Origin of the sequence: Trebonia kvetii (assembly GCF_007827045.1) — a bacterium.
Taxonomy (GTDB): domain Bacteria; phylum Actinomycetota; class Actinomycetes; order Streptosporangiales; family Streptosporangiaceae; genus Trebonia; species Trebonia kvetii.
Genome location: NZ_RPFW01000003.1, coordinates 549,551 through 567,949 on the forward strand (window position 1 = coordinate 549,551; position 18,399 = coordinate 567,949).

The following is an 18,399-nucleotide window of genomic DNA, read 5'->3' on the forward strand; positions in this document are numbered from 1 at the left end:
CTCACAACGCCCCACGAGCGACGAGGTGTGACAGTGGCTTACCCGCCTCAGCCTGATATACAGCCGGGTTACTATCCTTACCCGGTCCAGCGCCCGACGAATGGCCTGGCCGTCGCCGCCCTCGTGTGCGGTATCGCCCAATTCTTTGTCGGGGTCACCTTCATTCCGGCGATCATCTGCGGGCATATGGCACGACGTCAGATTCGCCAGACCGGGGAGGGTGGCGACGGGATGGCCCTCGCCGGACTCATCCTCGGGTATATCGGAGGTGCCCTGCTCATCGGGGCGGTATTGCTTTTCGTTCTCCTGGCCGCTGTGGTCGTGAGCAGCGGGCATGCCACAACGGCAGTGCCGGGCAACTGAGCGTCGCTGGCGCTGCACCCCGATACGCCAAGCTCTGATGTACCCGGTTGCCGCGGTCTCGCCCCGCACGGCCGCCGTCGCCTGCACCTGAAGGCTGCCAGCGCCGCCAGGCGCCTCCCGCGCGATCCCCCGGCCAAGCCCGCGACAGCTATGCGCAGACCCAGCGAAACCAGTGCAGAAACCAGTGCCTCGGGGCCATCTGACATGCCGAAAACAGCGTTCGGTGGGCGGCGCGCTAGCTGATCATTACCATTCTGCCTCCGAACACGGGATAATAGGGCGACGGATCGACACGGTTGTTGCTGTCCGGTGGCGGCCAACGGGTGGGGCCGGACCGGGCGCGGTTCGCATGAGGTGTGCGTTAAGGAAGGGGATGCAGCATGGCGGCGATGAAGCCGCGGACGGGCGATGGCCCGCTCGAGGTGACCAAGGAGGGCCGTGGCATCGTGATGCGCGTCCCGTTGGAGGGTGGCGGCAGGCTCGTTGTCGAGTTGTCCGCCGATGAGGCCGCGAAGCTCGGTGACGCACTAGCGGCGGCCGTTGGGTAAGCCCGTCAGGCTCGTCAGGCCGGCTCGCAGGATGAGCCGTCTGCTACCCAGCAGGCCGAGCCGCGCATCCGTTCGGAATGATTGAACTTTTATCTCTTGATGGCGGCGAGCAGACCGCCCGCGATGGGAAGCAGCAGCGGGACCATTTCTTCCTCGTTGTCGGCCATCTCGGCGAGTTCCCGCACGCCATCGTCTGCCGGGCGCGCGCCGGGCGGTAGCACGTCGTTGAATACGGCGATGCCGCCCGGGCGGAGCAGGCGCAGCGCGCTTGCCAGGTAATCCGGGTAGGCGGCCTGGTCGGCGTCGCAGAACACCAGGTCGTAGGCTCCGTCGGACAGCCGCGGCAGCACGTCGAGCGCGCGGCCGAGTATGAGCCGCGCCTGGTTGGTGGCGAAACCGGCCTGCGTGAACGCCTTGCGTGCCAGCCGGTGGTATTCGGGCTCGGTGTCCACGCTGGTTAGCACGCCGCCCGGGCGCATGCCCCGGAGCAGCCAGATGCCTGAACTGCCGCAGCCGGTGCCGATCTCCACGACCGCGCGTGCCGCTATCGCGGCTGCCAGGAAGCGCAGCGCCGCCCCCGCGGCTGGCCGCACCGGCATCGTTCCGCCGAGGTCCTCGGCGTTGGCTCGGGCGGTGAGCAGCGGCTCGTCCTCAACCGCGTACGCCGCCTCGTCGTAGTCGATGGCTGCCCCCTTGAGCGAAGCCTTGATCGAACCCGTTGATCAATCCCGTTGAATGAAGCTTTCTCAGGCGTGAGCCTAGCCAATTTCGCTGGTCCGTGGAACCTTAAGCTAGTGGGGACCGTTAGCTAGTCGATGAGCGAGAGCCTCTTCGTGGTGACACAGCCGGCGATTTCCGGACACGACGCCCCCGAGCCGGACGATCGTGCCCAGGTGACCCAGTGGGCGGCGCCCAGCTGGGATGATATCGTGCGCACGCATTCGGCGCGGGTCTACCGGCTTGCCTACCGCCTCACCGGAAACCAGCATGACGCGGAGGACCTGACCCAGGAGGTCTTCGTCCGCGTGTTCCGCTCCCTGGCCACCTACACACCGGGGACCTTCGAGGGCTGGCTGCACCGGATTACCACCAACCTCTTCCTCGACGGTGCGCGGCGCAGGCAGCGGATCCGCTTCGAGGGCCTCGGCGATGACGTGGCGCAGCGCATTCCCGGCGCAGAACGGTCGCCGGCTCAGACCTGGGACGACAATCACCTGGACGGGGACATCCAGGCGGCGCTGCAGGCGCTGCCGCCCGACTACCGTGCGGCCGTGGTTCTCTGCGATATCGAGGGCTTCTCTTATGAGGAGATCGCGGCGACCATGGGCGTGAAGCTGGGCACCGTGCGCAGCCGGATTCACCGCGGTCGGGCACAGCTCCGCGCGGCTCTGGCACACCGCGAGCGGTCCGGCGACAGGGATCGGCAGGTGCGGGAAAGATGAGCCACCTCGGAGACCTGCTCTCTGCCCTAGTTGACGGAGAGCTTTGCGGCGCGGAGCTTGACCGGGCGAACGCGCACCTGGCAGCCTGCGGGCACTGCCGCGGTGAGGCGGTCGCGCTGCGGCGGCTCAAGCACGACCTGCGCGCGCTCGCCGTCGAGATCAGCGACGCGGGCCAGTTCACCGAGCGACTGCTCGCGATGGCCGGGACCGCCGAGCCTGCCGGGCCTGACGGCCGGGTCCCTGCCAGGCGAGCCGGGCGCGAGCGCACGGGGCGCGAGCGTGGCGGCCGCCGCATGATCCGGGTACGTGCCGCAAGCCGGCGCGGTGGAGCCGATCCGTACACGGCACCGCCGTCTGCGCGGCCAGTCCGCCGCCGCCGGGTCAGGTACATGCTGTGGAGCACGTTGTCGCTCGTTGTCGTCGGAGTGGGCGGTGCCGCGTTCGGCATGGGCGGCGGCGGCACTCCTCCCGGGCCGCGGATCACGCCGCAGCTTGAGGTGTTCGACCTTCAGCACGCGGTCACCTCGGGCGACATCCCGTTCCCCGACCCGATCGTGTCCACGCGCGTCCCCGTGGGTGCGGCGACACCGTGATGCACCGGCATGGGCTGCTGCTGACCGCCGTGGCGACGGTGACCGTGCCCGGCCTTCTCGCTATCCTCGCGGTCCGCGGGCACGAGAACGTCGCCGCCGACACGGTGGGCGTCGCGGCGGGGGCGGTCGGCGCCGCCGCCCTGACCGGGCCGTTTCCCATGGCGCCGGCCACCGCCCGGGCCCCGGTCCGCAACAATGTCGCCGCGGTGCAGCACGAGTCGGGCACGCCAGTCACGGTGCTGAGCCGGGTGACGGCCGGCCAGCAGGCCCTGGGCATGCGCCTGCTCGCCAGGGCGGCGGACGCCGGCCTGGCGATGTCCTACCAGGGTGTGGCGATGATCTCGGAGTCTGGCCTGGACGGCAGCGTCAGCATGATCTCCAAGGTGTGGCACCGGGGCGGCGGCCTGACGCTGATCCAGACGTCGAGCGCGCCGAGCCGGCCAGCCGCCAAGACCGCCGCCGCCTCCACCGAGATGAATGCCAGCTCGCCCGGCGGTGTGTTCGGAGTCACAAAGACCCTGGTGGCGCTGCTCGGCAAGCATTACGTCGCGCTCTACTCCGGGCACGGGTCCGTCGCACGCCGGCCGACATCGGTCATCATGCTCTACCGTTTCGACGGATCGCTTGCCGCCCGGTACTGGCTTGACCGCCAGACGATGGTGCCGCTGCGCCGTGAGCTTTTCGACACCTCCGACCGGCTGATCGACGAGGACTCCTTCGTCCAGGTGCAGTTCGGCGGGGCAGCAGGCGGCACCCTTGCCGGGGCGAGGGGCCTGCGGGCGCAGTCGGCGGCGCTGCAGGAGTCCGGCTGGGCGCCCGCGGGCCAGCCATCCGCCTTCCTTGCCTCACTCGCCGGCCAGGGCTGGCGGGTGCCGGGCAGCCTGAGCGGCGGCCTGCCGCTGTACGCGGCCGCCTCGGCGAGCACCGCGAGCGGCGAGGTTGTCGACCTCCAGTACTCGGACGGCCTCTATGTTGTCTCGCTCTTCGTGCAGCGCGGCGTGCTGGCCAAGGACATGGCGGGCTGGCGCCAGCAGCGCCTCGGCGGCCAGCAGGCCTGGGTATCGGGCCGTTCGGTCACCTGGGCGGGGCGCGGCTTCGTCTACACCATGGTCGCGGACGCGCCCGCGCAGACGGTCACGCGAGTCGTCGGCGGCCTGCCGCAGAGCGCCTCGCCTGGCTTCGTCGGCCGTCTCGGCCGGGGACTTGCCAGGATCGCGAGCCTGATCATCCCGTTCGCCTGAATATCACACTGAGCCCGTCGCATGGTCCACAGCGGCGACCGTACCGTTTACAGTGGTTGTGGTGCCGATCAACCGCTGACGCACAGCACGGAGAGCCTCGGAGACCGGAGTGTTTGACCTTTCAGTGACCAAGCTGCTGGTCCTCGCTGTGATCGCGCTTGTGGTCTTCGGCCCGCACGAGCTGCCCAAGATCGCACAGCAGGCGGGCCGGGCACTGCGTGACCTGCGCCGGATCGCCGAGGGGGCCAAGGCGGACCTGCGGGAGGGGCTCGGACCCGAGTTCCAGGACTTCGACTTCGAGGACCTGAACCCGCGTAGGTTTGTGCGCAAGCACCTGCTCGATGACATGGAAGACACCACGCAGGCACTGTTCGACGAGTTCAAGGACACCTCGAACGCCGTCATGGGCGGCACAAGCGCCACTACGACTGCTGCGTCCGTCACGATGACGGGCACCCAGCGGACGGCCACCCTGCCGGACGGGGAAGACCCGCCGTTCGACATCGAGGCCACCTGACCAACCCCTGGGGCCGCCCAGCACGAGCTAGCGCAGGCCAGGCCAGCGCGGGTCAGACTAGCGCAGGCCAGCGCCGGGCAAGACTAGCGCGGGCTAAGGCTGAGCATCCGGCCGGCCAGGCCGCGCCCCTTGCTCGCAAGCGACTCGGCGATCTTGATGAGCTGTGCCGACGCCGGCGCTTCCGGGTCGGAAAGCACAAGCGGCGTGCCGCTGTCGCCGCCCTCCCGCAGCCGCACGTCGATCGGGATCTGCCCGAGCAGCGGCACGTCAACGCCGGTGAGCTTGGTGAGCGCGGTGGCCACCTGCTCGCCGCCGCCGACGCCGAAAACGTCCATCGGCTCGCCGCAGTGCGGGCAGAGCAGGTAGGACATGTTCTCGATCACACCGATGACCCGCTGGTGCGTCTGGGTGACCAGCGTCCCCGCGCGCTGCGCCACCTCCGCGGCGGCGAGCTGCGGCGTGGTCACGATGACCAGCTCGGCGCCGGGAACCAGCCGCGCGAGCGACAGCGCGATGTCACCGGTGCCCGGCGGCATGTCGATGAGCAGGTAGTCCAGGTCGCCCCAGTAGAAGTCGGCGAGGAACTGCTCGAGCAGCCGGTGCAGGATGGGGCCGCGAATCGGCAGCGCGTCCTGGCCCGGTGGCTTGAGCATCCCGGCGGAGATGACCTTCACGCCCTTCGCGGCGGGCGGCATGATCATGTCCTGGACCTTTGTCGGCGCCCCGGTGACCCCGAGCATCCGGGGCACGGAGTGCCCGTAGATGTCGGCGTCGATGAGGGCCACCTTGTGCCCGGCCGCGGCGAGCGAGGCGGCCAGGTTCACGGTGACCGACGATTTGCCGACGCCGCCCTTGCCGCTGACGATCGCGTACACCTTAGTCAGCGAGGAGGGCTGGGCGAACGGGATGACCCGCTCCGGCGCGCCGCCGCGGATCTGCGTCTGCAGCTGCTTGCGCTGTTCCTCGCTCATCACGTCGAGGTCGACCCGCACGCCGGTCACGCCGGCCAGCGGCGCCACCGCCCCGGTGACCCGGGAGGTGATCGTGTCCCGCATAGGGCAGCCGGCCACGGTCAGGTACACGCCGACTGCTACCGCGCCGTCGGAGCCGATCTCGACGGATTTGACCATGCCGAGTTCAGTGATCGGACGGCCGATCTCGGGGTCGTTCACGCCGGCCAGCGCCGTCATGACCTGATCGCGGGTGGGAAGCGGGGAGCTCATGTTCCCAATGCTACGCGTGCCGGCACCCAGCGTGCCGTGCGTGATGACCGGCGTGCGGGGTGCCGGTCATCACACCGGCTCGCCCGGAGCGTTAGTGCTTCCTGGCCTGGGAACTGACCGGCTCTCCAGTCCCGGGCTGAAAAGGCTGAGTGGGGCACCGTGAACACGGTGCCCCACTCAGTTTCAAGCGGTTTGGTGACTAGCTACCACCAGGTCGGTTCCCCGGTCACCGGGTTCAGGAAGAGCTTGCGCGGGTCGCCGTTCCCCACGCCGTGACGGTTGAAGTCGAACATGTTGTTCAGGCTGCCCGAGATGGAGTCGAAGCTGCCGGAAATGGTCGGCAGGCCCCAGTTGTCCTCGATGAACTTGGTGATCGAGGCCTGGTTGGTCACGGTGTTGTCGACGAAGTTGGACTTCGCCCAGGGCGAGATGACAAGCAGCGGCAGACGCGGGCCGAGGCCGCAGCGGCCGTTCTCGCCAGCCAGCGGGGTGCCGGTACCGCACACGCCGGCGCCGGTGAGGGCGTCACCAACCGAGGTGGACGGGTTGGTCACGCCGGAGTACGCGTGGTCGTAGAAGCCGTCTGAGTCGTCATAGGAGATGACGACCGCGGTGTTCTTCCAGTCCGGGGTCTTCTCCAGCGCGTTGATCTCATTGGTGAACCAGTACTGCTCGTCGAGCGGGTCGGAATAGGCAGCGTGCCCGTCCGCCCAGCCCGGCGCCTTGAGGAACGACACCGCGGGCAGTGCCGACGGCGGCAGCTCGCCCTTCCTGATCGCGGCGACGAGCTGGTCGAAGTCGCTCATGTCGTAGTTGTGGTTCGGCGTGTTGAACTGCGGAACGCCGCCGACGTAGGACTGGGTGTCGGTGCCGACCGCCTTCAGCCCGGCGAGCGTGTCCTTCCCGGACGCGCTGGTCGGGATGGTCAGGTGGTGCGGGTTGGCGGTCGAGGCGTAGTACTGGAACGGCTCGTGGTGCGGGATGTAGTCGTCCTTGTACCCGTACTGACCGGTCCCGGTGCCGAGCGACGCCGGCAGCTCAACGCCGACCGGGGTAACCGCGTCGCAGATGCCCTGGTTGGAGGCGTGGGTGCCCGTGACCAGGGAGGCGCCCAGGGTCTTGAACTGGTCCGGGGTGAACGTGGAGGTGGGCTGGCTGGCGCCGATGTCCGTGAGCGCCGTGGTGTACGACGTCGACGGCCGGAAGCCGCCCTGGAACCAGCCCCAGGACAGGCCCTTGGCGTTGAGCAGGTCGCCGACGTTCTGGCCGGACAACGCCACCGCGTCGCGGGTGGAGCAGTCGTCGTAGTACGGCTGCGCGTCGGAGGTCAGCGAGAACCCGCCCTTGCCGTCTGCGGTCAGGTCGGCGTTGGCCCCGGTGCTCGACGGGTTGTTCGCGGTGTGGGTCATGTCCACGCCGCCGGTGTCGCCGGAGACCAGGTTGATGGCGCCGGGCGACGACGGGCCGAACGTGGTCCCGTACGAGTTGTCCGACATGGCGAAGTGCTGTGCGTAGTTCCACAGCGCGGTGACGGTGTTGCCGTCGTAGTAGTTCATCACCGTGCTCTTGGCGCAAGCCCCGCCTTCCGGGGTCTTGCTCGTGCCGTTACCGAGGGTGGTGAGGAACTTGTCCATCGCCCCGTTGTCGAAGGCGGCCTGCTCATCGGTGTAGTTGTGATCCTGGTCGCAGGTGAGCACGTCGTTGATGTTGCTTGGGCTCAGCCGCTGCGGGTTCACGCCGTTCGGGTTGCTGGTGAGCAGCGCGGTCGTCAGTCCGTTGACCGACGGAGTGCCCGGCTTCGCGCTGAACGCGGAGCCCCCCTGGCCGGTGGCGTTCGGATAGGTGCCGAAGTAGTGGTCAAACGACACGTTCTCCTGGAAGATCACCACCAAGTGCTTGATCGGAGTCGAGGTGTCGGGCTTCGGCGACGCCGCCGCCCCGGTTGCCGCCGCTGCGGCCGCACCGCCTGCTACGAGGGCGGTCGTCGCGGCGAGCACGGAAGCTCTCCGCCAGGACATGCGCATAGTTCCTCCAGGAAATGTGAAGCAGGTTCGAAGCCGACGATTTCGATGTAAGGTGCCGTTTTGGTGAACGAACGATTGCGGTGAGTCAAATTTGGCCATAACAGCAGGAATCGGCGGCTAACTGCGGGCGAGCGCTGAACAGCGCGATTAAGGGATGCCGAACGTTTGGTGGCGTCGCCTGATTCGCTACGCTCCACCCTTATGAACATCACCAGCACAGTCAGTGCGTATCGGGCGCGACGGTCGTGCATGTCGGTGCCGGCGAGCAGTGAGCGGTTCCTTGCCAAGGCACGTGAGCTCGCCGTCGACGAGGTGATGCTCGACCTCGAGGACTCGGTCGCGCCGGACGCGAAGAGCATGGCGCGCGAACTCGCGGTCGCCGCGCTGCGGTCAGGCGGCTGGGACGGCAAGCTCGTCGCGGTGCGGGTGAACGGCGCGAGCACGCCGTGGGCCTACCAGGACGTGATCGCGGTGGTTGAGGGCGCGCCGGGCGCGGTCCGCACCCTGATCCTGCCAAAGGTGTCCGAGCCGGGCGCCCTCGTCTGGCTGGACGTTCTGCTCGGCCAGGTCGAGCGGTCGGCCGGCCTCGCGCAAGGCAGCATCGGCATCGAGGCCCAGATCGAGGACGCGGGCGGGCTGGTGGCGGTGGACGCGATCGCGGCCGCCTCGCCCCGCCTGGTCTCCCTGGTGTTCGGGCCTGCCGACTTCATGGCGTCGATCGGGATGCGCTCGCTCACCGTGGGCGGCCAGCCCGAGGGGTACCCATTCGACGCGCACCACTATCCGCTGATGCGCATTCTCGTCGCCGCTAAGGCCCGCGGGCTGCAGGCCATCGACGGCCCGTACGCGAAGATTCACGACACAGACGGCCTGCGCGCCGCCGCGGCGAGCGCCGCCGCGCTCGGCTACGACGGCAAGTGGGTGCTGCACCCGGCCCAGGTGGACATCGTCAACGAGGCGTTCACGCCCGCGGCGCAGGACTACGAGCGGGCGCGGCGCATCCTCGAGACCTACGAGCGGGCCACGGTCGACGAACGGCGCGGCGCGGTCATGCTCGACGGCGAGATGATCGACGAGGCGTCACGCAAGCTCGCCCTCACCATCGTCGCGAAGGGCAGTGCCGCTGGCTTGTAGCGCGCGATGGCAAAAAATCGCCATCCCATCGCGCACGGCCAGCCAGCGGCGACATCCCCCGCAGGGACGACCCCCCGTAACCCCGCGATGGCCGGCTTCGCCGGCCGGGCCTGTGAGGGACTGCCGGGGTGTGGCCGCTGCACCCTTGGGTAGATACACCGCCAACGTGCTGATGAGAGCGGTATGCCCGCGTTGCCGAGCTGAAGCGCGCGCTCCGACGGCGTGGTCGAGCGCTTGGCGCTGTGCTTTGCATGGTGAGATCAACCCGCTGACACCGGCCAGGCTGCCCACGGCCGACGGCCTGCACGCCATGGCGGAAAGCGCGAAGGTCCCCGTCTGGCTGCCCTGGCCGCTGCCCGCGGGCTGGCTGGTCAGCGGCTTCACCGGGGCGGGCGACGAGCGGACCGGCCTGCGCGGGACGGCCATTGCGCTGTCCGGGCCCAACCCGCTCGGCGGGCCCGCCGACATGCTGATCGTCGCGGAAGAACCGGGCGTCGGCCTCGGTGCCGGCCTGGCGGGCCTGCCAGGCCCGGATCCAGGGGACGGCTTCGCGACCTGCCAGCCGCATGCCAGCATCAAGTACGGCGGCCACGAGGCGCCGCTGTGGCTGGTGGAATCGGACGGCAAGGCGGTGTTCGTCGGCGAGGTGGCCGCGAGCTGGCTGTGGCTGGTGCTGTGGCCGGACACCGCCGGCACGCTGCTCATGGAGCCGCTGTCGCTGCGTGACCTGCGCGATCCAGGGCAGGACCTCGACGTCCCGTTCGGCGCGCTGACCCGTCAGCTTCCCGTCTAGCGGCGACCCTGCCCGCTACGATGGCCGTAGTGCGTATCGACCTGCACGTCCACAGCAACGCCTCGGACGGGACGGATGACCCGGCCGAGGTGATCAGGCGTGCCGGTGCGGCGGGCCTTGATGTGCTCGCGCTCACCGACCATGACACGCAGGCCGGACTCGCCGAGGCGCGCGCCGCACTGCCCGAGGGCCTCAGCCTGATCCCTGGCATGGAACTGTCCTGCCAGCTCGACGGCCGGAGCGTGCACCTGCTCGGCTACCTGTTCGACCCGGATGATCCGGCGATCGCGGCGGAGACCGCGCAGGTCCGTGATGACCGAACGTATCGCGCGCAGGCCATGGTGGCCCGGCTTGCGGAGCTCGGCACCGGGGTCACCTGGGAGCAGGTGAGCGAGATCGCCGGCGACGGCGTGGTGGGCCGCCCGCACATCGCCCGCGCCCTGGCCGCCAGCGGCGCGATCGCCGAGCCGGCCGACGCGTTCACCCCCGAGTGGATCGGTGACGGCGGCCGCGCCTTCGTGGACCGCTACGCGCCCTATCTGGCGCGCGCGGTTACCATGATCCGCACGGCGGGCGGCGTCCCGGTGCTCGCCCATCCGCGCTCGCCGGGGTACGAGATTCCGGACGCGGTGATCGCGGAGCTCACCGGGGCCGGGCTGTGCGGGATCGAGGTGTTCCATTTCGATCACGACGAGGCAGAACGGATGCGGCTATCCGCGCTAGCGAGATCACTTGACCTCATAGCCACCGGCGGCAGCGACGACCACGGCTCGTTCAACGGCCGCGGCCTTGGCGCCGACGTGACGCCGGACGATGAGTACCACCGGCTGATCGGGATGGCCAGGCTCGGCTGACCCGGCTAATTCCGCGCGCGGGCCTGCAACGGACTAGCATTAGGCCGGGCATTCTGGGTCGGCGCGCCTCGGCTGGCGCGTTGTTGCGGTGGCGGAGGTGCGGGTCATGGACGCTCGGGTCGAGCGGGTGTGGACGCCGCGGGTCGGTGAGCAGGACGCGGACCCGGCGGAGCAGGAAGGCCAGCACGCTGTCCGCGAGGCGAACGCGTGGCTGATCGGTGACGACGACGAGGTGATCGTCATCGACCCTGGCGAGGACGCGGAAAGCGTACTTGAGCGGGTCGGCGACCGGGAGATCCTCGCGGTGATCTGCACGCACGGGCACGCCAGTCACGTGGCCGCCGCGGTCGAGGTCGCGGAGCGCGACGAGGCGCCGGTCGCGCTGCACCGCGCGGACCGGCTGCTCTGGCGGGCGGTGCACGACAGCGGTGACCCGGAGATCGAGATGGCCCATGGCGGCCGCTTCGACGTCGCGGACGTGCAACTTGAGGTGGTGCACACGCCGGGCCACACACCGGGCTCGGTCAGCGTCTACTGCGCGGACCTCGAGGTCGTGTTCACCGGCGATGCGCTGAGCGAGCGTGGTCCGGTTCCGCATGAGGGTCTGTTCGCCGACTTCGCCGGACAGCTCACCGCGATCGGCGAGCGGCTGCTCGACCTGCCGACGAGCACTCGGGTGCTACCGGGTCACGGTGAGGAGAGCACGATCGGCGACGCCGCCAAGCGGTTCGACGGCTGGGTGACGGCGGGCCCCGCCGTGGAGCTGGACTAACGTCCATGGCCATGGAGCAGCTTGGTTTCGAGGGCATGCCGAGGCGGCTGTACTCGTGCACGCCGACCCGGCTCTCGACCTGGCTGGACTGTCCGCGCAGGTACCGGATGAGCTACCTGGACCGGCCGGTGCCGCCCAAGGGCCCGCCGTGGGCGCACAACAGCGTCGGCGCGTCCGTGCACAACGCGCTGGCAGGCTGGTGGCGGCTGCCGCTGTCGCGCCGCACGCCGCAGGCCGCGGGCTCGCTCGTCACCACGGGCTGGATCTCCGAGGGATTCGCGAACGACGAGCAGTCGGCCAGGTACCGGGACTGGGCGCGGTCCCTTGTCGAGGAGTACGCCGCCGGGCTCGACCCGGCCGACGAGCCTGTCGGGGTGGAGCGCACGGTCGCGACCAGGACAGACAAGATCGCGGTGTCGGGGCGGATCGACCGGCTCGACGCCAGGCCGCGCGCGGACGCCGAGGGCACCGAGCTCATCGTGGTCGATTACAAGACCGGCCGTCACCTGCTGTCCGTGGACGACGCCCGCAGTTCCCTGGCGCTTGCCCTGTACGCACTCGCGGCATCGCGTGCGCTGCGCAAGGAGTGCAAGCGGGTGGAGTTGCACCACCTGCCGTCGGGGCAGGTGCTCGCCTGGGAGCACACGCCTGAGTCGCTGCAGCGGCACCTGCGCCGGGCCGAGGATATCGCGGAGGAATGCGCGGACGCCGACGAGCGGATGCGCGCGCCGCTGCCCAGGGAGAAGTACGACGAGGTATTCCCGCCGCAGCCGGGGCCGGCCTGCGGCTGGTGCGACTACCTGCGAAATTGCCCGGAGGGACAACGGGCCGCCGGTGCTCCGCGCCGCCCGTGGGACGCGCTCGCGGAACTCTAGCCGCACGGTGAGCCGCGGTCGGTTAGCTGCGGCCGGTCTCTGCCGGTCCCGGCCGCGCGGTCTCCACCGCGTTCCAGAACGTTGTGAGCGCGTGCGCGGTGGTGGCGGGAGCCTCGACGTTGGGGCTGTGCGCGGCGCCGGGAATGCAGGTGCGCTCCGCGTCCAGCCTGGCGGCCATGTCCGCCTGCTGGCTTGTCGGCCAGGCGTTGTCGTCCTCGCCGTACAGCACAAAGGCCGGGATATCCCGGTCGGCCAGGCAGGCCGTCTTGTCCTCGGCCTTGAGTAGTTGCGCCGCCATCGTGACCAGCCCAGTCGGGTTGTTGGCGAGCGTCCGCTGCTCGAGGAACGTCAGGATCGGCGCGGGCACGCCAGCCGACTCGGCCTGCGGCCTGAGCGCGACCGACCAGAGTTCCGCGATCTTGGCACCGAGGTCGTCGGCGGGAGTGCCGTCGAGGTGGCCGAGGAAGGAGTGCAGCTCCTCCGCGCGCTGGCCGGGCAGCGCCGCCGGCCCCGAGCTCAGCAGGGTCAGCGAGGCCGGCGAGCAGCCGCCGAGCACCGCCTCGCGCACGACCAGCCCGCCGAAGGAGTGGCCGAGCAGGTGCGCGGCACCGGTGGCGCGAACGAGCGCCGCGATGTCCGCGCCTAGCTCGGCCAGGTCGTAGGCCGCCGGGTCGTCGGGGCCCTGCGTCTGGTACTGGCCGCGCATGTCGACGGCGACGACGCGGCGGCCGGCCGACGCCAGGTCGGCAAGGATGGCGATGAAGTCTTCCTTGCTGCCGGTGTAGCCGGGCACGAGCAGTGCCGTGCCCAGCTCACAAGGTCCGGCGGCGGGCATCGCGTCGAGGACCGCGAACTCGCCGCGGTCGCTGCGCACGGTTGCTCGCCGCGCTCCCTCGGGCAACTCGAGCGAGACTGGCGTGGACATGTCAGGATGCCTGCTGCACGCTTTCCTGTGCGATCGCGGATTGCTGGGCTGCCTCGCCCGCCGGCAGGTCGAGTCCGCCGCGGGTGCGGCGGCGGCGACGCGGGGTGCGGGGTGCGGCGGCGTCAGCTGAGCCGTCGTCAGCGCCCTTCGCGGTCACGGACTCGCCGAGGGCCGCGGCGTCGCCGACCCCGCGCGAGCGGGACCTTGACCTGCCTCGTGACCTGCCGCCCGGCTTCTCCCGCGGGGTGCGGGTGCGGCCGGTCTCGCCAAGGTCTTCTTCCGCCTCGGCGGCGAGGCCCGCCCTGGCGCCGCGCAGCGCACGGGGGAGCGTGCCGGTGGCGTCCGGCGGGATGGACAGGTCGGCGAACAGGTGCTCCGACGTCGAGTACGTCTCCGCGGGCTCCGGGTTGCCGATGGCGAGCGCGTCGTTGATCAGCTTCCAGCGCTGCATGTCGCGCCAGTCGACGAACGTCACGGCGACGCCGACCCGTCCGGCCCGGCCGGTGCGGCCGATGCGGTGCAGGTAGGCCTTCTCGTCGTCCGGGCACTCGTAGTTGATCACGTGCGTCACGTCATCGACGTCGATGCCGCGGGCGGCCACGTCGGTGGCGACGAGAACGTCGACCTTGCCGCCGCGGAAGGCGCGAAGCGCCCGCTCGCGCTGCGACTGGCCCAGGTCGCCGTGGACGGCCGCGGCGGCGAAGCCGCGGTCGGCCAGGGCGGTCGTGACCTGGTCGCAGGCCCGCTTGGTCTGGCAGAACACCATGGAGAGACCGCGGTCCTTGGCCTGCAGGATGCGGGCGAGTACCTCGATCTTGTCCAGGTGGTGCGTCCGGTAGGCGTGCTGCGCGGTCAGCGGCGGCGGCGCGGACTCATCCGGCTCCTCGGCGCGGATGTTGGTCGGCCGGCGCATGTGACGGCGGGCAAGCGTGACCACCTCGCCCGGCATGGTGGCCGAGAAGAGCATGGTCTGCCGGTCGTCCGGGGTGAGCCGCAGCAGTCGCTCGACATCCGGCAGGAAGCCGAGGTCGAGCATCTTGTCCGCCTCGTCAAGTACGAGGGCGCGGATCTTGCTCAGGTCGAGGTTCTTGCGGTTGGCGAGGTCGAGCAGCCGCCCGGGCGTGCCGACCACGATGTCCGTGCCCGAGGTCAGCGCCTCGATCTGCGGCTCGTACGCGCGCCCGCCGTAGACGGTGAGGACGCGGGCGCCCAGTCGTGCGCCAGCCTTCTTGAGGTCGTCGGCAACCTGGATGGCCAGTTCCCGCGTGGGAACCACGATGAGGGCCATCGGCTGCCTGATCTGGCGGCTGTCGGCGTCCGTGGTCGCCAGTCGCTGCAGCATCGGTACGCCGAACGCGAGGGTCTTGCCTGTGCCGGTGCGCGCCTGGCCGATGATGTCCTGGCCGGCGATCGCGAGCGGCAGCGTCAGCGCCTGAATCGGAAATGTCGTGTGGATACCCGCGTCATCGAGCGCGCCGGCGATTATCTCGTCGACGCCAAGGTCGCGAAATGGCACCGCGTGCGCCATGCCCGGCGTTCTGGCGCCGGGCAGGGGGCTGGCCGGCGTTTCCTCGCCAGCCTCGGTTTGGGTAAGTTGAGTTGTCAGGGGTTCCTCCGTGAGCGGCGTCCGGTGCCCGCGCCTTCGCGTTCGGGCGCGCCGCGTTCTGACTACCGCGTCAGTGTCAACGCGAACTGGCCTTATGTCATTCCAGTCGCGCTATTTACACCCACGGTACCAGCAGCATTCCCGGATCAGACGATGTTGCCGAAGCCGACACGGCGCGCCTGGTCGGTGCTGAACTCGAGGAATGCGATTTTGTCGGCGGGTACGAGGACCCGGCCGCCCTTCTGGGTGGTGAGCGCGAAGATCGCCTTCCCCTCGGGCGCGGCGAGCGCCGCCGCCAGGTCGCGCTCTACTTCCTCGGGGGTCGCGTCGGTCTCCACCACGAGTTCCCGCGGGATGGACTGTATGCCGATCTTGACTTCCACGGCGTTTCCCTCTCTGTCAGCCTTCCCGTCAGCAAGGTAACGGGAAAGGCGCAGTGTCGGTTACCGCGAGCCCGCTCAGTGCTCGCCTGACGGATGGTCCGCCTGGTCACTGGTCCGCGGCCAGCCGCTGATGCCGCGCCAGGCGAGCCGCGACACGAGCTGTTCCGCGGCCTCACGCGGGATTTCGTCCCTGGTGCTGAGCCAGTACCTGGCGCTGACCTGGGCCATGCCGAGCAGCCCGATGGACAGCAGGTAGGCCTCCTCGTCCGCGAGTCCCGCGTCTTCCTTGATCACCTGGCTGATCAGGTCCGCGCAGATCCGGTCCGCCTCCGCGAGCCTGGCCCGGACCGCGGGCTCGCTCGTGAAGTCCGACTCGAAGACGAGCCGGAAGGTGCCGCTGTGCTCGGCCACGTACTCGAAGTAAGCCGCGAACGTCGCGGTGACCCGCTGCCGGTTGTCGGTCGTCGACCGCATCGCGTCGGCGACCGCTCCGATGAGCGTTTCCACGCTCTCGTCGAGCAGGGCCAGGTACAGCTCCTGCTTGCCGGGGAAGTGCTGGTAGAGGACCGGCTTGCTGACGCCGGCCCGCTCGGCGATCTCGTCCATCGCAGCGGCGTGGTAACCGCGCGCGACAAAGACCTCCATCGCCGCGTCGAGCAGCTGGCGGCGGCGGGCAAGCCTCGGCAGGCGGGTTCCTCTGGGGCGGGTGGCAGAAGTGGCGGTCACCGTGTTCTCCGAGTTGGGACGACAAATATTAACGATAGTCCTCGTCGTCATAGCCCGCGTCCCTGATCTGCTCCGCGGCGTCGGCCTCATCCACCTCGAGCGGTACCGTCGACAGCTCCTCGTCGTCCTCCTCGGGCACCTCGCGTGCCTGTTCGGCGGCGTCCTCGACCGGCATCTCGATGCTTTGCTGGCTGCCCTGCTCGCTCACTGCCGACCTCCGCTTCGCTCGTTACCGTCCGGAGCGTGACACTGTCCAGCCGCCGGAAGCAGTAACCTGCATTTCCCCGTTCAGGTAATCATTGCAGTTTTCCCCAGGGGGGTCGTCCCCCTGTACCCCCGGTGGTGACCCCTACCCTCCGTCTTTGGTGTCGCCGCGGGGTGATTCCTGTCCTTGCGGGGAAGGGGGCAGGCGCATGACAGTGGGTGTAGCAGCGGGTCGCGTTGGCCGGCAAACGGTTATGGGTAGGTAAAGAGTATGCGGAGCATCTGGGCCGGGGCGATCTCCTTCGGCATGGTGGTGATCCCGGTCAAGCTGTACGCGGCGACCGAGCAACGGGATGTCGCGTTCCGCCAGGTGCACCGGGAAGACGGCGGCAGGATCCAGTTCAGGCGGATCTGCTCGGTGGACGGCGAAGAGGTGCCCTACGCCGACGTCGCCAAGGGGTACGAGCTCGCCACCGGCGACATGGTGGTGCTGACCGACGACGACCTGAAGGACCTGCCGCTCGCCACCGCTAAGCGGATCGACGTGCTGCACTTCAGCCCGGCGGGGCAGCTCGACCCGATCCTGGCGAACAAGGCCTATTACCTCGATCCCGACCCGTCGGGCGTCCGCGCCTACGTGCTGTTCCGTGACGCGCTCGAGCGGTCGGGGCGGGTGGCGGTGGCCAAGGTCGCGATCCGCCAGCGCGAGGCGCTCGCCGCGCTGCGGGTCAGAGACGGCGTGCTTGTCCTTGAGACCCTGCTGTGGCCCGACGAGGTGCGCGCGCCCGACTTCAAGTTCCTCGACGAGGACGTTGACATCAGGTCGCAGGAGCTGAAGATGGCGGCGTCGCTGATCGACACCATGACCGAGGACTTCGACCCCGCGCTGTACAAGGATTCCTACCGGGAGGCGCTGGAGGCGCTCGTGCAGGCCAAGATCGAGGGCAACGACGTGGTCCGTCCGGCGGGCACGGCGGTGCCCGCCGGGGCGCCCGGCGGCCCCGCCGACCTCACGGAGACGCTCCGCGCGAGTGTCGCCGCCGCCAAGGCGAACCGGGCCAAGGACACGGAAGAAGACGACGCAGAACCCGCACCGGCGGCGCCCAAGCAGCGCAAGCCTCCGGGCGGCCGCAAGAAGGCCAGCGCGTGACGACCCCGATCCCGCACTGGCCGGGCCGTCATGTCACCATCGCGCCAGGCGAGAGCGTCTGGGTCGCCGCGACGCCGCGGCGGGATGCCGGGCTTGCGGACCGTGAGCTTGTGCTCTGCGTACACGGCATGTCGGGTGCGGCGACCAACTGGACCGACCTGATGGCTGAGCTCGCGCCCGACTTCGACTGCGCCGCGCTCGACCTGCCCGGTTCCGGGCAGTCCCCGCCGCCGCGCGGCGGCGCCGGGTACTCGGTCAGCGGCCTGGCCGGCACCGTGATCCGGCTGATCGAGACCCTGGATGCCGGCCAGGTGCACCTGATGGGCAACTCGATGGGCGGTGCGGTCGCGGTCCGGGTGGCCGCCCGCAGGCCGGACCTGGTCCGCACTCTCACCCTGATCTCCCCGGCGCTCCCCGACCTGCGGCCGCGTCGTTCGATCGCGCATTTCCCGGTGATCGCGCTGCCCTTTGTCGGCGAGTGGCTTGTCCGCCGCTATATCGGCCACTTTCCTGTCCGTGACCGGGTGGCGGGCGTCTTCGCGGTCTGCTTCTACGATCCATCGTGCGTCCACCCGGACCGGTTCGAACTCGAGGTCGAGGAGCTGAGGCGCAGGGACGGGCTTGGCCACGGCGCCAGGTCGCTCGCGCGCGCCGCGCGCACCCTGGTGGCCGAGACGCTCAGGCCGCGCCCGTTCTCGCTGTGGGATGCGGCACGCCGGGTGACCGCGCGTTCCCTCGTCCTGTACGGCAGCAATGACCGGTTGGTGAACCCACGGCTCGCCGTTCGCGCCGTCCGTGCCTTCAGGAACGCGCGGGTGCTGGTCCTGCCGCAAACGGGACATATCGCGCAAATGGAGCGGCCGGGCGCGGTGTCGGTCCTGTTCCGTGAGATGGTTGAGGCGACGCGGGACGCGGGGAATTCCGGCCGCCGTGACCCGGTTGACGCTTGACGAGTAAACCTTTTCGTCCCGGTCTCCTCGGGTTCGCGGGCTGAGAAGGCCAAGACATCAACCTGACTGGAGTTTG

General features: G+C 69.7%; 21 protein-coding genes. 13 read left to right on the top strand and 8 right to left on the bottom strand.

Annotated features, from left to right (window positions below; translation table 11 throughout):
• Nucleotides 1-33: 33 nt before the first annotated feature.
• Complete coding sequence (locus tag EAS64_RS17335; protein WP_222849375.1) at nucleotides 34-363, top strand: DUF4190 domain-containing protein; 330 nt, start codon at nucleotides 34-36, stop codon at nucleotides 361-363.
• A gap of 380 nt (nucleotides 364-743) precedes the next feature.
• Nucleotides 744-911, top strand: a complete 168-nt coding sequence (locus EAS64_RS17340; RefSeq protein ID WP_145854030.1) for a DUF3117 domain-containing protein — start codon at nucleotides 744-746, stop codon at nucleotides 909-911.
• A gap of 89 nt (nucleotides 912-1,000) precedes the next feature.
• On the opposite strand, the gene EAS64_RS17345 is transcribed toward EAS64_RS17340, so the two are convergent.
• On the bottom strand, nucleotides 1,001-1,621 hold the full coding sequence (locus EAS64_RS17345) for an O-methyltransferase (RefSeq protein ID WP_342782057.1): 621 nt from the start codon (nucleotides 1,619-1,621) through the stop codon (nucleotides 1,001-1,003).
• Nucleotides 1,622-1,726: 105 nt separating this feature from the next.
• Here EAS64_RS17345 and sigE point away from each other — a divergent pair, with 105 nt between their 5' ends.
• The 4 genes from sigE to EAS64_RS17365 all read left to right on the top strand — a co-directional run bounded on the left by sigE (nucleotide 1,727) and on the right by EAS64_RS17365 (nucleotide 4,704).
• Nucleotides 1,727-2,353, top strand: coding sequence for an RNA polymerase sigma factor SigE (sigE, locus tag EAS64_RS17350; protein WP_145854032.1), 627 nt, complete (start codon nucleotides 1,727-1,729; stop codon nucleotides 2,351-2,353).
• Nucleotides 2,350-2,946 (top strand): anti-sigma factor family protein, encoded by a 597-nt coding sequence (locus tag EAS64_RS17355; protein WP_145854033.1) that lies wholly within the window; start codon nucleotides 2,350-2,352, stop codon nucleotides 2,944-2,946. Before sigE ends, EAS64_RS17355 begins: the two co-directional genes overlap by 4 nt.
• Nucleotides 2,946-4,187, top strand: a complete 1,242-nt coding sequence (locus tag EAS64_RS17360; protein WP_222849376.1) for a sigma-E factor regulatory protein RseB domain-containing protein — start codon at nucleotides 2,946-2,948, stop codon at nucleotides 4,185-4,187. The genes EAS64_RS17355 and EAS64_RS17360 overlap by 1 nt, the downstream gene beginning before the upstream one ends.
• 109 nt (nucleotides 4,188-4,296) lie before the next feature.
• Nucleotides 4,297-4,704, top strand: a complete 408-nt coding sequence (locus tag EAS64_RS17365; RefSeq protein ID WP_145854035.1) for a sec-independent translocase — start codon at nucleotides 4,297-4,299, stop codon at nucleotides 4,702-4,704.
• Nucleotides 4,705-4,787: 83 nt separating this feature from the next.
• On the opposite strand, the gene EAS64_RS17370 is transcribed toward EAS64_RS17365, so the two are convergent.
• Both EAS64_RS17370 and EAS64_RS17375 read right to left on the bottom strand, forming a co-directional pair.
• On the bottom strand, nucleotides 4,788-5,927 hold the full coding sequence (locus EAS64_RS17370; protein WP_222849377.1) for an Mrp/NBP35 family ATP-binding protein: 1,140 nt from the start codon (nucleotides 5,925-5,927) through the stop codon (nucleotides 4,788-4,790).
• A 203-nt stretch (nucleotides 5,928-6,130) separates the two neighbouring features.
• A complete protein-coding gene (locus EAS64_RS17375; RefSeq protein WP_145854036.1) occupies nucleotides 6,131-7,945 on the bottom strand; it encodes a phospholipase C in 1,815 nt (604 codons plus the stop codon).
• A 207-nt stretch (nucleotides 7,946-8,152) separates the two neighbouring features.
• Here EAS64_RS17375 and EAS64_RS17380 point away from each other — a divergent pair, with 207 nt between their 5' ends.
• The 5 genes from EAS64_RS17380 to EAS64_RS17400 all read left to right on the top strand — a co-directional run bounded on the left by EAS64_RS17380 (nucleotide 8,153) and on the right by EAS64_RS17400 (nucleotide 12,379).
• Nucleotides 8,153-9,085: an HpcH/HpaI aldolase/citrate lyase family protein gene (locus EAS64_RS17380; RefSeq protein WP_145854037.1), complete on the top strand. Its 933-nt coding sequence runs from the start codon at nucleotides 8,153-8,155 to the stop codon at nucleotides 9,083-9,085.
• Between the two features lie 172 nt (nucleotides 9,086-9,257).
• Nucleotides 9,258-9,878, top strand: a complete 621-nt coding sequence (locus EAS64_RS17385; protein WP_145854853.1) for a DUF6758 family protein — start codon at nucleotides 9,258-9,260, stop codon at nucleotides 9,876-9,878.
• 20 nt (nucleotides 9,879-9,898) lie between these two features.
• Nucleotides 9,899-10,732 carry a PHP domain-containing protein gene (locus tag EAS64_RS17390; protein ID WP_222849378.1) on the top strand — a complete coding sequence of 278 codons (834 nt, stop codon included), beginning with the start codon at nucleotides 9,899-9,901 and terminating at the stop codon, nucleotides 10,730-10,732.
• A 106-nt stretch (nucleotides 10,733-10,838) separates the two neighbouring features.
• Nucleotides 10,839-11,504, top strand: coding sequence for an MBL fold metallo-hydrolase (locus tag EAS64_RS17395; RefSeq protein WP_145854039.1), 666 nt, complete (start codon nucleotides 10,839-10,841; stop codon nucleotides 11,502-11,504).
• 11 nt (nucleotides 11,505-11,515) lie between these two features.
• A complete protein-coding gene (locus EAS64_RS17400) occupies nucleotides 11,516-12,379 on the top strand; it encodes a RecB family exonuclease (protein ID WP_145854040.1) in 864 nt (287 codons plus the stop codon).
• Between the two features lie 22 nt (nucleotides 12,380-12,401).
• On the opposite strand, the gene EAS64_RS17405 is transcribed toward EAS64_RS17400, so the two are convergent.
• From EAS64_RS17405 to EAS64_RS17425, 5 genes are all read right to left on the bottom strand, one after another.
• Nucleotides 12,402-13,304: an alpha/beta fold hydrolase gene (locus EAS64_RS17405; RefSeq protein ID WP_145854041.1), complete on the bottom strand. Its 903-nt coding sequence runs from the start codon at nucleotides 13,302-13,304 to the stop codon at nucleotides 12,402-12,404.
• Nucleotide 13,305: 1 nt separating this feature from the next.
• Nucleotides 13,306-14,832, bottom strand: coding sequence for a DEAD/DEAH box helicase (locus EAS64_RS17410; RefSeq protein WP_145854042.1), 1,527 nt, complete (start codon nucleotides 14,830-14,832; stop codon nucleotides 13,306-13,308).
• Nucleotides 14,833-15,056: 224 nt separating this feature from the next.
• Nucleotides 15,057-15,293, bottom strand: coding sequence for a DUF3107 domain-containing protein (locus tag EAS64_RS17415; RefSeq protein ID WP_145854043.1), 237 nt, complete (start codon nucleotides 15,291-15,293; stop codon nucleotides 15,057-15,059).
• Between the two features lie 75 nt (nucleotides 15,294-15,368).
• Nucleotides 15,369-16,019, bottom strand: a complete 651-nt coding sequence (locus tag EAS64_RS17420) for a TetR/AcrR family transcriptional regulator (protein WP_145854044.1) — start codon at nucleotides 16,017-16,019, stop codon at nucleotides 15,369-15,371.
• Nucleotides 16,020-16,047: 28 nt separating this feature from the next.
• Nucleotides 16,048-16,227 (bottom strand): hypothetical protein, encoded by a 180-nt coding sequence (locus EAS64_RS17425; protein ID WP_145854045.1) that lies wholly within the window; start codon nucleotides 16,225-16,227, stop codon nucleotides 16,048-16,050.
• A 267-nt stretch (nucleotides 16,228-16,494) separates the two neighbouring features.
• On the opposite strand from EAS64_RS17425, the gene ku reads away from it, so the two are divergent.
• Nucleotides 16,495-17,373, top strand: coding sequence for a non-homologous end joining protein Ku (ku, locus tag EAS64_RS17430; RefSeq protein ID WP_145854046.1), 879 nt, complete (start codon nucleotides 16,495-16,497; stop codon nucleotides 17,371-17,373).
• Complete coding sequence (locus tag EAS64_RS17435) at nucleotides 17,370-18,323, top strand: alpha/beta fold hydrolase (protein WP_145854047.1); 954 nt, start codon at nucleotides 17,370-17,372, stop codon at nucleotides 18,321-18,323. The genes ku and EAS64_RS17435 overlap by 4 nt, the downstream gene beginning before the upstream one ends.
• Nucleotides 18,324-18,399 lie beyond the last annotated feature (76 nt).

Bases quoted from the DNA above. Each gene is read 5' to 3' on its own strand.
- EAS64_RS17340 (WP_145854030.1), top strand. From the start codon at position 744: ATGGCGGCGATGAAGCCGCGGACGGGCGATGGCCCGCTCGAGGTGACC.
- sigE (WP_145854032.1), top strand. From the start codon at position 1,727: ATGAGCGAGAGCCTCTTCGTGGTGACACAGCCGGCGATTTCCGGACAC.
- EAS64_RS17355 (WP_145854033.1), top strand. From the start codon at position 2,350: ATGAGCCACCTCGGAGACCTGCTCTCTGCCCTAGTTGACGGAGAGCTT.
- EAS64_RS17360 (WP_222849376.1), top strand. From the start codon at position 2,946: ATGCACCGGCATGGGCTGCTGCTGACCGCCGTGGCGACGGTGACCGTG.
- EAS64_RS17370 (WP_222849377.1), bottom strand. From the start codon at position 5,927: ATGAGCTCCCCGCTTCCCACCCGCGATCAGGTCATGACGGCGCTGGCC.
- EAS64_RS17375 (WP_145854036.1), bottom strand. From the start codon at position 7,945: ATGTCCTGGCGGAGAGCTTCCGTGCTCGCCGCGACGACCGCCCTCGTA.
- EAS64_RS17380 (WP_145854037.1), top strand. From the start codon at position 8,153: ATGAACATCACCAGCACAGTCAGTGCGTATCGGGCGCGACGGTCGTGC.
- EAS64_RS17385 (WP_145854853.1), top strand. From the start codon at position 9,258: ATGAGAGCGGTATGCCCGCGTTGCCGAGCTGAAGCGCGCGCTCCGACG.
- EAS64_RS17390 (WP_222849378.1), top strand. From the start codon at position 9,899: ATGGCCGTAGTGCGTATCGACCTGCACGTCCACAGCAACGCCTCGGAC.
- EAS64_RS17395 (WP_145854039.1), top strand. From the start codon at position 10,839: ATGGACGCTCGGGTCGAGCGGGTGTGGACGCCGCGGGTCGGTGAGCAG.
- EAS64_RS17400 (WP_145854040.1), top strand. From the start codon at position 11,516: ATGGAGCAGCTTGGTTTCGAGGGCATGCCGAGGCGGCTGTACTCGTGC.
- EAS64_RS17405 (WP_145854041.1), bottom strand. From the start codon at position 13,304: ATGTCCACGCCAGTCTCGCTCGAGTTGCCCGAGGGAGCGCGGCGAGCA.
- EAS64_RS17410 (WP_145854042.1), bottom strand. From the start codon at position 14,832: ATGGCGCACGCGGTGCCATTTCGCGACCTTGGCGTCGACGAGATAATC.
- ku (WP_145854046.1), top strand. From the start codon at position 16,495: ATGCGGAGCATCTGGGCCGGGGCGATCTCCTTCGGCATGGTGGTGATC.